This is a genomic window from Alteribacter aurantiacus DSM 18675, assembly GCF_000429705.1.
GTDB lineage: Bacteria > Bacillota > Bacilli > Bacillales > Salisediminibacteriaceae > Alteribacter > Alteribacter aurantiacus.
Genome location: NZ_AUCJ01000013.1, coordinates 38,056 through 53,054 on the forward strand (window position 1 = coordinate 38,056; position 14,999 = coordinate 53,054).

At 44.3% G+C, this 14,999-nt stretch carries 11 protein-coding genes and 1 other annotated feature; of the genes, 5 read left to right on the forward strand and 6 right to left on the reverse strand.

Annotated features, from left to right (window positions below):
* The first annotated feature begins 1 nt into the window (after position 1).
* Complete coding sequence (locus tag G476_RS0102840) at positions 2 to 556, forward strand: flavin reductase family protein (protein ID WP_026688753.1); 555 nt, start codon at positions 2 to 4, stop codon at positions 554 to 556.
* 84 nt (positions 557 to 640) lie between these two features.
* On the opposite strand, the gene G476_RS0102845 is transcribed toward G476_RS0102840, so the two are convergent.
* Together G476_RS0102845 and G476_RS0102850 are read right to left on the reverse strand one after the other, a co-directional pair.
* Positions 641 to 2,770 carry a heavy metal translocating P-type ATPase gene (locus tag G476_RS0102845; RefSeq protein WP_026688754.1) on the reverse strand — a complete coding sequence of 710 codons (2,130 nt, stop codon included), beginning with the start codon at positions 2,768 to 2,770 and terminating at the stop codon, positions 641 to 643.
* Positions 2,742 to 3,110, reverse strand: a complete 369-nt coding sequence (locus G476_RS0102850) for an ArsR/SmtB family transcription factor (RefSeq protein ID WP_026688755.1) — start codon at positions 3,108 to 3,110, stop codon at positions 2,742 to 2,744. The genes G476_RS0102845 and G476_RS0102850 overlap by 29 nt, the downstream gene beginning before the upstream one ends.
* A 234-nt stretch (positions 3,111 to 3,344) precedes the next feature.
* Here G476_RS0102850 and G476_RS0102855 point away from each other — a divergent pair, with 234 nt between their 5' ends.
* Positions 3,345 to 3,923 (forward strand): hypothetical protein, encoded by a 579-nt coding sequence (locus tag G476_RS0102855; protein ID WP_026688756.1) that lies wholly within the window; start codon positions 3,345 to 3,347, stop codon positions 3,921 to 3,923.
* 9 nt (positions 3,924 to 3,932) lie between these two features.
* Here G476_RS0102855 and G476_RS0102860 read toward each other — a convergent pair whose 3' ends face one another.
* From G476_RS0102860 to argS, 4 genes are all read right to left on the reverse strand, one after another.
* Positions 3,933 to 4,280 (reverse strand): AbrB/MazE/SpoVT family DNA-binding domain-containing protein, encoded by a 348-nt coding sequence (locus G476_RS0102860; protein WP_026688757.1) that lies wholly within the window; start codon positions 4,278 to 4,280, stop codon positions 3,933 to 3,935.
* An 80-nt stretch (positions 4,281 to 4,360) separates the two neighbouring features.
* Entirely contained in the window at positions 4,361 to 6,610 is a 2,250-nt protein-coding gene (locus G476_RS0102865) for a heavy metal translocating P-type ATPase (protein ID WP_026688758.1), read from the reverse strand.
* A 673-nt stretch (positions 6,611 to 7,283) separates the two neighbouring features.
* A complete protein-coding gene (locus G476_RS21140) occupies positions 7,284 to 8,303 on the reverse strand; it encodes a F510_1955 family glycosylhydrolase (RefSeq protein ID WP_051314629.1) in 1,020 nt (339 codons plus the stop codon).
* A gap of 135 nt (positions 8,304 to 8,438) precedes the next feature.
* Entirely contained in the window at positions 8,439 to 10,118 is a 1,680-nt protein-coding gene (gene argS / locus G476_RS0102875) for an arginine--tRNA ligase (RefSeq protein WP_026688759.1), read from the reverse strand.
* Between the two features lie 99 nt (positions 10,119 to 10,217).
* Positions 10,218 to 10,410 (reverse strand) — a binding site (T-box leader).
* Between the two features lie 147 nt (positions 10,411 to 10,557).
* Here argS and G476_RS0102885 point away from each other — a divergent pair.
* The 3 genes from G476_RS0102885 to G476_RS0102895 all read left to right on the forward strand — a co-directional run bounded on the left by G476_RS0102885 (position 10,558) and on the right by G476_RS0102895 (position 14,453).
* A complete protein-coding gene (locus tag G476_RS0102885) occupies positions 10,558 to 11,454 on the forward strand; it encodes a DUF2628 domain-containing protein (protein ID WP_026688761.1) in 897 nt (298 codons plus the stop codon).
* Positions 11,455 to 11,621: 167 nt separating this feature from the next.
* Positions 11,622 to 12,467 carry an AraC family transcriptional regulator gene (locus tag G476_RS0102890; RefSeq protein WP_026688762.1) on the forward strand — a complete coding sequence of 282 codons (846 nt, stop codon included), beginning with the start codon at positions 11,622 to 11,624 and terminating at the stop codon, positions 12,465 to 12,467.
* Positions 12,468 to 13,343: 876 nt separating this feature from the next.
* Entirely contained in the window at positions 13,344 to 14,453 is a 1,110-nt protein-coding gene (locus G476_RS0102895) for an IS110 family RNA-guided transposase (RefSeq protein WP_026688301.1), read from the forward strand.
* Positions 14,454 to 14,999 lie beyond the last annotated feature (546 nt).

The following is a 14,999-nucleotide window of genomic DNA, read 5'->3' on the forward strand; positions in this document are numbered from 1 at the left end:
CATGCTTAAAAGTACAGATCAAACAATCATGCACAGTTACCCAGGTCTCGTCGCCTTAGTAACAGCTAAATATGAAGACACTCAAAATATAATGGCTGCCGGCTGGCATTCGTATATTTCGTTCGATCCACCGATATATGGTGTGGCAGTGGCAGAAGAACGGTTTACCCATCACCTCATGAAGGCTTCTGGCAGTTTCGCTATTAACTTTGTGCCTGCGGAGTACGCCAGGTACATCGATGGAGCGGGCAAGAAGTCAGGAAGAGACGGCGATAAGTTTGAGGCATTGGGCATTGAATGGAAACCCGGGGAAACGATTGAAGCCCCTATTTTAAAAGAAGCGTATGTGGCCTATGAATGCAAGATTATGGACGTAAACCGCTACGGAGATCATGACTGGTTTGTTGGGGAAATGACGTGTTTTCACCGAGACGATTCGAAATTTGGAGCCGACAGACTACCTGACTTTGAAAAAGTAAATCTCCCTCTCTACCTCGGTCGATCACAATATTTGATTGCTGACAAAAAAACGAGCACGCTCAAGCTGGAGAAGTAAACGGGGAGATTGGTGCCAGGCGCTGTGTGAAGAAACGCACGTGGTGCCTGACACCATGTGAGAAGTTGAACACAGTGCCTTTTGTTATCTGTTCTTTAATAACCTTAAACTATTTAACGTTACTAGAAGCGTGGCGCCGATGTCTGCGAAGATGGCAATCCATAAGGTAAGTAAGCCAAAGGGGATAAGCATAAGGGCCGCCATTTTCAACACGAATGAGAAGATGATGTTTTGTTTTATGATTCTCATCGTTTTTCTACTGAGGCTAATCATATAGCCTACTTTTGAAAGGTCATCCCCCATAAGAGAAATGTCCGCCGTTTCCAAAGCGGCGTCTGTCCCGCCCTTCCCCATTGCGATCGAAATGTTAGCCGCAGCCAGTGCCGGAGCATCGTTTACACCATCTCCAACCATCCCTACTCTGAATCCCTCTTTTTGAAGTTGCTTCACAATCGTAAGCTTCTCTTCAGGCAAGAGTCTTGCCCGCACGTCGGTTATTCCAGCTTGGTTTCCGGTTGCCTTTGCGGTTTGAAGATGGTCTCCTGTAAGCATGACGATTTTTTTCAATCCGAGAGATTTTAGTTCTTGAACCGCTTGTTTTGCCCTGTCCTTTACCTCATCTTGCAAAGCTAGAAATCCGAGAATTTTGTTATCGGTACCGACTACAATAAGGGTGTTTCCGGCTTCGAGTAACCGTTCCCCTTGTTTTTTAACCTGCTCATCGTAAAGTCCTGGATAGGTTTCCATTACATACTCGGGGCTTGAAGCGAAGGATTCCACCCCTTTGACGACACCACGGATCCCCCGTCCTGGAAGGTTTTCCAATTGTTCAACGTCTATATCAGACTTAGAGAAATCTCGTTCCTTCGTGTAACGTACAACCGCTTTTCCAATGGGGTGTGTGGAATATTGCTCTAAAGCCTGTGCAACAACGAGCATCTCACTTTCCTCTACAAACGACACGACCTCCGTCACCACAGGCGCCCCTTTCGTTAACGTCCCTGTTTTATCAAACGCGATCGCCGTCATATTACCCGCTTGCTCTAAGTGAAGGCCACCTTTTATGAGAATCCCTTGATTAGCACTATGACCAATGGCGGTCACAATGGCTACTGGTGTTGAAATAATGAGTGCGCACGGACAACCAACAACGAGTGTGGCCAGGCCAAGGTAGATCCATTGGCTCCATTCCCCTTGAAACACAATCGGCGGGATCGTGGCTACCAATAAAGCGAGTACCATAATCGCGGGGGTATACACCTTTGCAAAGCGGTCAATAAACTGCTGTGCCGGTGCTTTTTCTTGCTGTGCTTCTTCCACTAGATGAATGATCTTTGCTAATGCTGTCTCCTCTGGTCTTTTTGTTACTTTCATCTTTAAAAGTCCATCTTCATTTAATGTTCCGGCAAAAACGTTGTCTCCTGTTTTTTTATAAGCAGGCATACTTTCGCCGGTGATCGGGGCCTCATTCACAGTGGACGCGCCTTCAATCACCGTTCCGTCCACGGGTATTTTCTCTCCAGGCTTGACGATCAAAACGTCAGACAACTGAACGTCTTTTACTGGAATAGTCACCCTTTGATCTCCTTGGATCATCGTGGTGTAACGGGGTGCCAGATCGATGAGATTTCGCAGGGATTTCCTCGCTTTGTCCATCGAGTAACTCTCTAGCGCTTCACTGATGGCAAACAATACGACCACCACAGCCGCTTCCCCCCACTCCCCAATGAAGGCAGCCCCGATAATGGCAACTGTCATCAATGTACGCATCGTAAACTCGAGTTTCACAAGGTTTTTGAGCCCTTGCCAAAACAAGCGGTAGCCGCCGATTACGATTGCAGAAATAAATAGGGCCAAAGTAAATGGATGGTATTCGCCCAGCTGAAACAAGAAAACCCAACCTGCAATCGTGAGAAGAGAAGCAACGCTGACTCGGACGTTTTTTCCTTTTTTCCAAAATGGCGTCGTTTCTTCTTCCAAGCCATACTCTGCTTTCTTGATCCGTAAATCCTCAAAAGAGCCGGCCTCTTCTATCTCTTGAACCGAGGCTTCACCTTCCACCACAATTTTACTTGCTGCAAAATTGACTTTTGCACTGGTCACTCCTTTTATGCTCTGAACGTTTCGCTCGAACTGCGTTGCACAATTCGCACACGTAAACCCACGAACGACGTACTCTTCTCGTTTAGTCATCACTTTTTCCTTCCCGCTCATGAATCATGGCGAGTGTAATCACGTCCTTCACGTGGTCATCGTCCAAGCTGTAAAAAACGAGCTTTCCTTCTTTTCGGTATTTCACAAGTCCTTGTTTGTGCAACGTACGAAGATGATGGGACGCGGTCGCAGTGGAGGCATCTAGCAGATTTGCTACGTCACACACACACAATTCCTCTGTTAATGTTAATGCGTAACAAGCGGTAAATCGTTTTTCGTCTGCCAACACCTTAAAGATTCGGCTCGTCTTTTTCATGTCATGCTCATTGATTTGTTTTGTTAACGATTCAACCTTCTCTTGATCAAACGTATAAGCTTCACATATGTCTGTTTGCTTCATTCTCCCTCACCCCTATAGCCAGTATATTCAAACCTTTATTTGAATATACTTTAAATCAAGCAAATAATCAAACGAATGTTTGAATGAGTTTTGATGGTGCCTGACCCTGTGTGCACAGCTGAACACAGGGTCAGGCACCACGTGAACAGGTGAGCAAAATACCGCCTGTACTATTTCTCTGTTTCAGTGAATAAAGGTCAGTATACGATCAAACCGGTAGGGGGTATTCGTGAGATGATTTTGCTGTTTTTACTTGTTCCACTTGGACTGTTTGTATATAGTCACTGGAAGTACGGGGATGCTCTTTCTTTGATGGAGCAAATGATGAACGTCATGGCCATCGCCATGTTAGTGGGGGTTGCTACAGGCTTTTACTTTGGAGGCCTTTTTCACGGGACATTTACCCACTCTCTGGTGGCATCCGTTGTTGTCGCTGCTATCTTGGGTATGATCTTGGGATTCCCATTCAAAGGTCTTCCCGTCATTGAAGGACTGTTTTCAGGGGCGATGGCGGGGATGATGGGGGCCATGACAGCGGAGATGTTGCCACTGTCATTCGTTTCAACGACGGTTGTTCTTTTGCTGATGGTTTCTGTAACGGCTATCCTTTGGACTGCCCAGAGAACCATAAGGGAACATGCGTTGTCACAAAACAAAACAAGCCACGCATATAACTACACGTGGCTTGTCTTCTCTCTTGTTTATTTAGGGTTTTCATTTATGGTGATGATCACAGCGCCTGTTTATGTGGAACCAGGTGGACATCAACCACCAGTTGAATCTCATCACCAAAATCACTCTCATACCCCGTAACCCATCAACCTAAACCTTTTCGAGTAGGAGTTCACAAAATTGTGCGGGGTCAGACCCCACCAAGATGCGAAGCGGTTCGCCGGAGGTAAGGGTGAGCTGATCTCGTATTTCTTTTGGCATATAAAATGAACCGTTTTCGTTGATGTGACTTTGAATATCTAGTGTTTCATCTATGCTTTTCGTTGATAGTAGGATGCTTTTATTATCGACCACGAGAATGATGGTATCCATTGGACTTAATCCAAGTTTCTCTCGTAGTTTTTTTGGAATTGTAACGGCGAATGCCTTATTCATTTTACATGTCCGGTTCGTATCGACCCACTCTTGAGAGGATTTAACACAAGAATCTGTTCCCATTTTAGGATACCCCCTTATGTGTCTTTTTCCAAAATGAACGATGTTAAACATTTCTAACCGTAATAGAGCTACTCAATGACTTACGTTGTGACAGGCGAGACCGTTTTAAACTTCTTTAACCTTAACGTATTTAATACGACTGAAACGGAACTGAAAGCCATGGCAGCTCCTGCGAGCATTGGGTTGAGTAACAGTCCGAAGAACGGATATAATAGGCCAGCTGCTACCGGAATCAATATAATGTTATAACCGAACGCCCAGCCAAGGTTCTGCCAAATCATCCGCATGGTTGATTTTGATAAACGCAAAGCAGTCACAATGCTTATCACGTCTCCGCGCATGAGCGTAATGTTGGCCGTCTCCATGGCCACGTCCGTTCCGGTCCCGATCGCAATACTGATGTTCGCTTGAGCTAGGGCCGGCGCGTCATTGATTCCGTCACCAACCATCGCTACTTGCTTACCTTCTTCTTGCAATGTCTTCACGTAAGCCGCCTTATCTCCTGGCAAGACCTCTGCTTCAAACCGAGCAATGCCAACTTCTTTGGCAATCGCCGCAGCTGTACGCTGATTATCTCCTGTCAGCATGACGACTTCGATCCCCATCCCTTGTAATTGACGAACCGCCTCTTTGGCATCGTCCTTTAACGGGTCCGCAACAGCAATGATGCCAGCAAACGTCCCTTCTGAAGCGATAAACATTGGCGTCTTTCCTTGCTCTGCAAGTGAGTGTGCCTGATCCAAAAAACTCCGAACCTCTATACCTTCTCGTTCCATCAAACGCTCATTCCCAACCACGACACGCTTTCCTTCCAATTGCGCTTCAAGACCAAATCCTGTGATCGATTGAAACGATTCTGGCTCGGTTAAAGAAAGTTGCTGCTCTTTAGCCTGACGAACAATCGCCTCTCCAAGAGGATGCTCTGACGCCGTTTCCACAGAGGCGACCGTCGTTAGAAGACGCTCCTCTGTCCATCCAGACGCAGTTAAAACGTCTGTGACAGCAGGTCGACCTTTCGTAATCGTCCCCGTTTTATCGAGAATGACCGTGTCCACTTTATGAGCCTGCTCAAGACTTGACGCATCTTTGATCAATACGCCGTTCTCTGCTCCTTTTTCCGTACCGACCATAATCGCAGTCGGTGTTGCAAGCCCAAGTGCACACGGACAAGCAATGATCAAAATGGCAATGAACGTCGTTAAGGCAAAGATAAAGGACGGATCTGGTCCAAAGATAAGCCACACAAGAAAGCTAAGAGATGCTAACGCGACTACTGTAGGAACAAAATAAGCGGATATCACGTCGACCATGCGCTGGATTGGCGCCTTTGATCCTTGTGCGTCGTTTACCATTCGAATAATCCCTGCAAGCGTCGTGTCTTTCCCTACTTTTGATGCTTCCATCGTAAATGAGCCCGTTTTATTGATCGTTGCCCCAATCACCGAATCAGCCTCTTTTTTCATAACAGGAACCGATTCGCCTGTAAGCATGGATTCATCAACGGAGGAAGACCCCTTGATTACCGTACCATCTACGGGTATCCGCTCTCCAGGACGTACCACAATATGATCACCGACACGGACGTCTTCCACTGGAAGGTCCAGCTCTTTTCCGTCTCTCACAACGCGAGCCGTTTTTGCCTGCAAATTCATGAGCTTTTTGATTGCCGTAGACGTTTGCCCTTTTGCTTTCGCTTCAAAATAGCGCCCAAGTAAGATCAGCGTTGTAATGACTGTCGTCACATCGTAATAGAGCTGATACGGAAATCCCGCACTTGTAAGGGGTCCCGGAAAAAGGGTCATGGCAGCGGAATACGCCCACGCCGATGTGGTTCCCATCGCTACAAGTACATTCATATCAGCGGACTTGCTTTTGAGTACCTTATAACTGTTCTTGTAAAATCGCCAGCCCGGCACGAGCTGAACATACGTCGTTAGAACGAGAAGGAAAAAAGGATTGGACAACCATCCAGGTACCCACGTCCCCCACGTATGCATCATGTGAGGAATACTTCCAATTAAAACGATGATCGTAACAACAGCTGCGATTGAAAAGTCTCGTAATAATTTCTTCGACTCCACCTCTTGTTTTTTGGACAAGTCTTCCTCTTTTTCGTCGGTTATCGGTTTCGCACCAAAGCCGATTTTCTCAACTGATGCAATAATATCATTGACCTGTTGGTCAGTGATGTCACCTGTGACTTGCGCTTGGTGAGTCGCTAAATTGACGTTAACGGACTCCACCCCATCGACTTTGGAGATTTTCTTCTCCACGCGATTCACACACGAGGCACAGTGCATCCCTTCTATTCCAAAGCGTACTTTTGCCATATGAAAGTACCTCCTGTAAAAAATTTGATTGATGACTCTCTACGCCCAATATACCTCATGGGGGTATTTAATTCAAGAGAAGAAACTCCAGTTTCGGGGTCTGACCCTGTGTTCATTCATTCACAAATTCACAGGTGGCAAAAAAAGGACAGGGAAACGCCTAACGGGTTCCGTTCCCTATCACAAAACGTCAATTTGCAAAGGGAAATGCAAAAGGTATGAGAATTCATAGGCGGAGAATTTCCGCCTAATGTAGGTAAAGGAGGTTAAGAAGCCGAAGATAAGCGGAGATATTCCGGTTAACAGCTCTAAACAAGACAAAATCTAAAGATTCGGATAATATAAGCGGAAAAACTCCCCTTATTATTAAGGAAATATGGGTATTTCTAAATTTAGCCGGAATTTCTCCCTTTATTTTTTAAACCCAGTGAAATGATCATCCATTTATAACAGTGCTTACCCGATATTTTCTGTATATCAATTTGTAAGTGTCTTTTGCTGCGGTACACTGGCTATTGTATCCCCGCATTTTACTAGACAAATGGCAATACAAATCCCCCCAAAAAAATGATCCAAATCCCATTATATCAACAAAAATGACCTTCAAATTTCCATACAATTTGAAGGTCATTTAACGGTACCCGTTAGGAAACGCTCCCGTCCTTTTTGTAGCCTATTCTTCTGAAACCACGTTGCCTTCATCAAGAATATGTGTCCAATTGTCTCCCCCATCATGAGTGATAAAGCCATTCCCAAAGAAGGTTGTGTAGACAATCTCTTCTGTATCCTCAGGATTCACAGCAACGTATTGAATAAAATCTTGTTCGTGGAGATCAGGCACATCCAATACAACCGTTTCTTCCCCATCGAACCTTATTAGCTGTATTTCACCGGCCCAAATCCCTGCATAAAAGTCCTCTTCAACATACGCTCCTGCAAGAACAGGCGTCTTCAGCTCCGTTTCTTCAAAGGTTTGACCGTAGTCCTCTGATACAAACAGCCCTTCCGTTGTTCCCACAGACACTCTGCTTTCTTCCGTCGGATGTACAGCGATCACGAAGTTCGGATACCCTCCTGCATCATAAGACGCTTCCGGCAATCCGTCCCCCTCACTTTTTTCCCACGATTCTGCATCGTCCAACGTATAGTAAAGTCCTGTTTCCTCAAGCCTATCGGTTTCCTTCGGGTTATAAACATAGATGGCATTTGAAAAATAACCGGTTCCCTTTACATGAAAGTCCGTTTCCCCCAAAAGGTCTAAAACTTCAAGGGTTTGCCCACCATCTTCACTTTTCACCAGGCCAATCGGATCCACTTCAAAAGACGATGCCTCACCGGGATGACCGCTCGTGTAGAAACCATCTTCTACAGGGCTAAAGCCCATGTAGTCATTGCGTTCTTCTCCCGTTTCATACCATGTGCCATCCTCAAAAAGGGCTAAACCGTGATGAGTGGCAACGTACACAATTCCTTCATTTCCTGCATAGCCCAAACCGTGTATGTGGGTGACTTCCAACTCGCTATTCTCCACATAAAAGTCGTCATTGGCTAAATCTATCACTTGTTCCGCTTCTTCGTTTTGTTCTTCCGCTTCTTCTGGCTCTGCTGCAGGTGCTTCTGGCTCTTCTTCTGTTTGACAGGCAGCGAGTACAAAAACACCAGCAAGCGCGCTTAACCATACTGCTTTTTTCACTTCATTTTACCCCCTATAGGTATGTCCAATGCCTCTAGTGTATGCCCGTCAATTTAAATAATCAAGTCGGTTCACAACTTTGCTACATATGAAGGCACTGTAAAAATTAAAGACCGAATTTTTACAGTGCCTTATCTACATTCGACGAGGGGCTTTCATCCCAAGGAGACGCATTCCTTCTTGCAAGACCGTTCCTACCGCTTTGGTTAACGCAAGGCGATCACCCATCTCTTGGCCCTCCTCCAAAATCTTAACCTTACCGTAGTACTTATTATAAGAAGAAGCCAAACTCACCAGATACTTCGCAATCACGGAAGGCTCATAGTCACGCCACGCTCGCTCCACCGCCCTCGGAAAGTAGTGCAACTCTTTAATAACCTCCCAAGACCCATCGTCCATAAGCCCTGTATTTACCTTCGCCTCTCCACTCCCTTTTTCAAGGATACTTTGCGTTCTCACATACGTATACTGCACATACGGCCCAGTCTCTCCCTCAAAGGTAAGCATGTGGTCCAGGTTAAATTCAACCGAATTCATTCGCTCATTTTTCAAATCATGAAACACAACTGCACCTACACCTACAGCTTCCGCCACTTCCTCTTTGTTCATCAAACCAGGATTTTTAACCATCATGTTTTCTTTCGCACGCTCGATTGCGTCCCGAAGAACTTCCTCCAGCAATACGATCTTCCCTTTCCGAGTACTCATCTTTTTCCCGTCTTTTAAAATCAACCCAAAGGGAACGTGAACCATGTCTTGTTCCCAGTCGTGTCCCATCTTCCTAAGAACTGTCTTGATTTGGTTAAAATGAAGCTGCTGTTCTGCCCCCACGACGTATACGCTTTTTGAAAAATCAAAGCGTGTCTTCCTATACATAGCCGCCGCCAGGTCTCGGGTCGCATAAAGCGTGGTACCATCCGTTTTTCTAATCAAGCACGGGGGACTATCTGCCCCTAAGTCCACCACATGAGCCCCCTCAGACTCTGTGAGGAGCCCTTTCTCGGTCAACTCATCTACTACAGAACTCATTTTATCGTTGTAAAAGGATTCTCCTTGAACGTGATCAAACGTGACACCTAACAAACGGTACACACGCTCAAACTCTTTCAACGATTCATCACGGAACCAAGTCCAAAGCTTCGTCGCTTCCTCATCTCCCAGTTCGAGCTTCTTAAACCACGCTCGCCCCTCATCAATGAACGACGGATCATGTTCAGCTTTTTCGTGAAAAGAAATGTAGTACTTCATAAGCGTAGGGATCGGTGATTCTTTGACCTCTTCTTCTGATCCCCATCTTGTATACGCACACATCAGTTTGCCAAATTGCGTACCCCAATCTCCTAAGTGATTAATTCGAATGGAGGTGTATCCGCTTTTTTCAGCGATGTTTGCCAGTGCTTGACCAATAATCGTAGAGCGAAGGTGCCCCATGGAAAAGGGCTTTGCAATGTTAGGAGAGGAAAAATCAAATACCGCATTCTCTTTCTTCCCAAGATTATTCGAGCCATAACCTTCTTCCTCGGTTAAAATACGATTCAATACATTCGTACTAAAGATCGTTCGCTTGAAAAAGACATTCACATATGGACCTGCCGCTTCTACTCGATCTATGTGCTGCGACTTTACTTGTTGAGCTAACTCCTGAGCGATTTCAACCGGAGATTTCTTCATTTTTTTCGCCAATTGAAAACAAGGAAAAGCCAAGTCTCCGTGAGACTCATGCTTTGGTTGCTCAATTGATGATCTGATTTCTTTTTTCGTCAACACTCCTTCTAAATGAGGAGAAAGTGCCTCTGTATAAACGTTGTAGTCCATTAATGAAAACCTCCTTATTTTTTAAAAAGCTACTGAAAAAATACAAGTACGCTTTTTCAGTGCCTGTAAAAAACTAAAAAAGTCCCGCCTCTATTCGTAAATAGAGACGAGACTTTGCCCGCGGTACCACTCTGATTGTTATAAAACCTCTTGACTTGATAACGGGGTTCTCCCGAATGTAGACATACATTTTCTCCGAAGTGCGGTTCACAAGTCTGGTTCCACCGGGCTCTCACCATCCCCGGCTCGCTTTGGGCTTCTTTCTTGCTACTCTCTTCATCACAGAATGTCTGATATACCATTTTTTGTATCATACACAACATTCCTGCTAGTAGCAAGTTATTTTTAAAAATTAGATTTATCATCTTTTCAAAGGCAACTCATGTGAATACAAGTGCAATCGTGGTAAAATAATGTGGATTATGAAAGGGGCAAGACGATGAGTGAGAAAAGCTTTGGTCAAATGATGACCACTGAAAAAAACAAAATTGAGCAAGAGGTTACTATAAATCAATCGTATTACATGAAGAAATGGGGACAGTCAAAAGCACCGGAACGTTTTTCCGGTTGGAACTGGTCCGCTTTCTTGTTATCTCCATTTTGGTTTTCCTATAGACGCATGTTTGGATGGACAAGCGCCTACTTTGCTATTTTACTTCTATATAGCATTGTGGATAGCTTTATTCCTTACCTTGGATATATTTTGGGGATAGAATCAACGCTTTTCCAGGTCAGCGGTTATGTGATTGTCGTGGCTACCTTACATGTGGTATCCGGCATTTACGGCAATGCTTTTTATGCTAAAAAAATCAAAGGAAATCTACTTGCAAAACATAATCAAAAGCCGGATCGAGCACAGGTTCCGCTGTTCTCACAACCGGGGGCGAGCGTCATCTCTGCTATTGTCGCGCCTATCGTGATCATAATTTTCGCCATCTATCCGTTTTTGTCTTTAACTGCTTGGGACTACTCTCCATCTCTTCCTAAGGGTGCGTTTGTTTACCTTGACGAGGAAGGGACACCGGATACCATATGGGAGCTCGACCGGGAGCCAACCTTACCTTTATTTAGCTCAAGCATCATGCTCTATTATGAAAATAAAGAGCCCATTGGTCGTGACGGACTTGAGATCGAAATGTATAAAGTAAACGGAGACGATCGAGAACTCATTCTTGAACGATCGGAAACGTTCTTCCGTTCAAGCACCGTGAACATTCCTCTTCTCGACACCGGTCATCAGGACATTTCTTCCGGTGACTATGAAGTGGACGTTTACGTGGGGGATGAACTTCAAGATACGGCTGTATTTACGATGGTATCTCCTCATTCTTCATAAAAAATGGTTCCCATCGCATGTTGTCGATGGGAACCATTTTCTATCTCATTAAGTAAAGGGCGAAAAATATAGTGTAAGTCCATATCCTTTCCGACTGAACAAAGCACAAAATGTCGGGAAGAATAAGGATTTAGCACTTATCATTTGAATGGAAGGGAGGCAAGTTCATGGATATGTTAAAAGGTATGAACGCCGCACTACAGTATATTGAAGAGAACCTGAGTGACAACATCGATTTAAAAGAAGTGGCTAAGGTTGCATGTTGTTCTGAATATCACTTTAAGCGTCTTTTCTCGCTTTTGTCAGGAATCACCTTAACCGAATACATTCGAAGAAGACGTTTGACATCAGCAGCATATGAATTAAAGGATTCAAGTGTAAAGGTGATTGATGTAGCACTTAAATACGGATATCAGTCGCCGGATGCATTTACACGTGCCTTCCAAAACTACCATGGTGTAACTCCTTCCACAGCCCGTCATACAGAGCAGAGCGTAAAGGCATATCCAAGAATGACCTTTCAATTAACCATTCAAGGGGGAACGGAAATGAAGTACCGTATCGTAAAAAAAGAAGCATTTAAGGTGGTAGGTGTAAAATACGAAGTAGAGATGGTTAACGGTCTACTCACACCTGATTACGAACAAATGATGTCTGCTATAAGTGATGAGAAGATGAAAGAATTACAGTTCAACTCAACAAGAGAGCCCCGTGGTGTCATTCATGTGACAGCCAACTATTCAGAAAACACGGAAGGAAAGGCAACCTTTGATCAATTTATCGGGGCAGCTACAAATCAAACTCCGTCAGACCACGATTCCACTTTAGAAGTACCTGCCTTGACATGGGGCGTATTTGAAGTAGAAGGAAACTGGGAGGAAGTCGAAAACCACTGGCAGCGTATCTATTCTGAATGGTTGCCTTCATCATCTTACGAATTGGCAAACGGACCGGAAATACTGGCCAGCGAAGATGAAAAAAGTGAAATTTGGATCTCGATAAAGGAAAAGTAAAAACGTTTGTATGACAAATGTTTATGTCACAGAAGGTTGTCTACCCTACTACACCGCATAGCCGTGGACTTAAGGATTAAGTGTAGAAAATCAGTTGAAGAAAGGTTTAGCCGGAATGTTCTTCGCTTTCCGCGGCGGTGCCGGCGAGCCTCCTCGGGCAAAGCCCTTGCGGGGTCTCTCCTGGCTCCCACGGCCGCAGGAGTCTGCGAACATTCCGGCTACACCTGATCACATGTCCAAGTTCATATCATTTGTATAAATAAGAGCTTATCGGTTCAAGTTCCCTTTACAGAGTGATTTGAATGCCACTTGTATGGCCAACTCATTACATTTCTAATGTGAAGCCTGATTACATTTGAAGCGCGAAGTACGTTATATGAAAACGAAGAGATTGAAGTCAGTGAGCTGAAATGCATGAAAGAATTACGTGAGAGTGCAGAAGAGTCCTTTCAAACAAGTGGATCACCAATTAAGATAAATAACCTATTTCATCAATACACAGAAGCCATTCGAAGACGATGAAGGAGGAAGAAAAGCTGATACTTTTACAGACTCGAATAAGCTGTTAGTTTGTTTTATAAAGATTACCTTTTGTTAAAGTAGAAAATGGAGTGGAAGGTGGCGACTCCAGCGACGAGCGTTTACATCATGAGTATACTTCGAGTTGCTTCGACGCAGACGCTTCGGAGCATTTGCTTGTAGAGGAAGAAGCAGGAAGCTCTTCAGCCGAAGACCCCGCAGGGCGCCTTTCTCGAGTTATCATGAACGAAACTAGCCCCTTACACGTAAAGTCGTAGGTTAATTTGGTAAGAATGTTTATTGACTAAATAAAACAAAAACCAAATTAGAGCTACATTACGGAAGGAGCTAGTTATTATGAAGGATACCTTAAAATTTGTAGGTTTAGACGTGTCAAAAGATAAAATTGCAGTCGCAATTGCCGATGAGGGACGAGAATTGCCGAGATATTATGGCATGATTCCTCATACACCTGAAGCAATTAAAAAGTTAATTAAGTCAATAGGAGATCCCCACACGTTGCGTATGTGCTACGAAGCAGGCCCAACAGGTTACTCGCTTCAAAGGCTACTTCAATCTCTAGATATACAGTGTGAAGTTATTGCGCCGTCTTTGATTCCTCAAAAACCAGGTGAGCGTATTAAAACAGATAGGCGGGACTCGATCCGTCTTGCACAATTATATCGAGCTGGAGAATTGACTCCGGTATACATCCCGAATTCAGATGATGAGGCTCTTCGTGATTTGGTGAGAGCACGTGAAGACGCCAAAGAAGATGAATTACGTGCCAAACACCGGTTATCTAAATTCTTGTTGCGTAATGATATTAAGCCACCTAAAGGTGTAAACAAGTGGACGAAGAAATACCGCGATTGGCTCGACAAATTAACATTTGAACGTTCTTCATTACGAGTTGTTTTTCAAGAGTATTATCATCAAATTAAAGAGTTGGAACAACGAATCCTTAGATATGAAGAAGAGGTGAAAGTTCAAGCGAACGAAGGTGTCCATGCCCCAATGATTCAATCGTTACAAGCATTAAGAGGTATTGCACTGATTACTGCGACAAGCCTAGTAGCTGAAGTTGGTTCCTTTAGGCGATTCCCTACCGCAGGTCACTTTATGTCCTACGTAGGTTTAATTCCGAGTGAATACTCTAGTGGCGACAGAAGGCAACAGGGGGAAATTACGAAAACAGGAAATCGTCATGTTCGTCGTTTGTTAGTTGAGTCTGCATGGAGTTATCGATATAAGCCTGCGGTGAAAGGAGAATTGAAGAAGAGACAAAATGGACTTTCTCCAGCCATTCAGGGCATTTCATGGAAGGCTCAAAACAGGCTGCACAATAAGTATTTTAGGTTACTATCTAGAGGGAAAGAAAGTGGAAAAGCCATCACTGCAGTAGCTAGAGAACTGGCTGGGTTTATATGGGCTGTTACTCAAGAAGATAAAAACGCTCTTAAGTAGAGTTCGTTGAGATAAGAGTCGTAAGACTGTAGAGAAATGATTTTGGTGTTGATATGCAATAAAAAAAGATGGCTGAGAATAGGGCTCGAAGGCAAAGAGTAATACCGGGAAGGAAAACCCACGTGCCTCCTCTGTGCTACCCTTGTCAAAGGTTAACGCACGCTCCGAGTTAGTGGAAATGTCCTTCATACGGAAAGATAAAATGTGAAAACCCACGAATATCAGAATGCTAACCGCAGTAGAGTTTTTGCCTTCGTGCCGTGTTCTCAACATCTAATCAAAAGGAGGTAGGGTATCTAAGAATATTTCCACCCTTTAGCTTTATAAGAGTCTCAACCCTTTGAATGGCAGTCAAGGAGAGCACTTGACAACCATTCAAAGGGTTGAGGAAGAATGATTAGCTAAAGGGGGACAAAATCAGACTGAATATAAAGGACAACCAAGTCAAGAAGCCCAGAATAGCTTTCCTTCTTAAAGTTGCCCAAAAACAGGATCATAATCAATATTTCAGCGGGGCCTTGAAAGTTTCGTTCATATCAGGAGGCT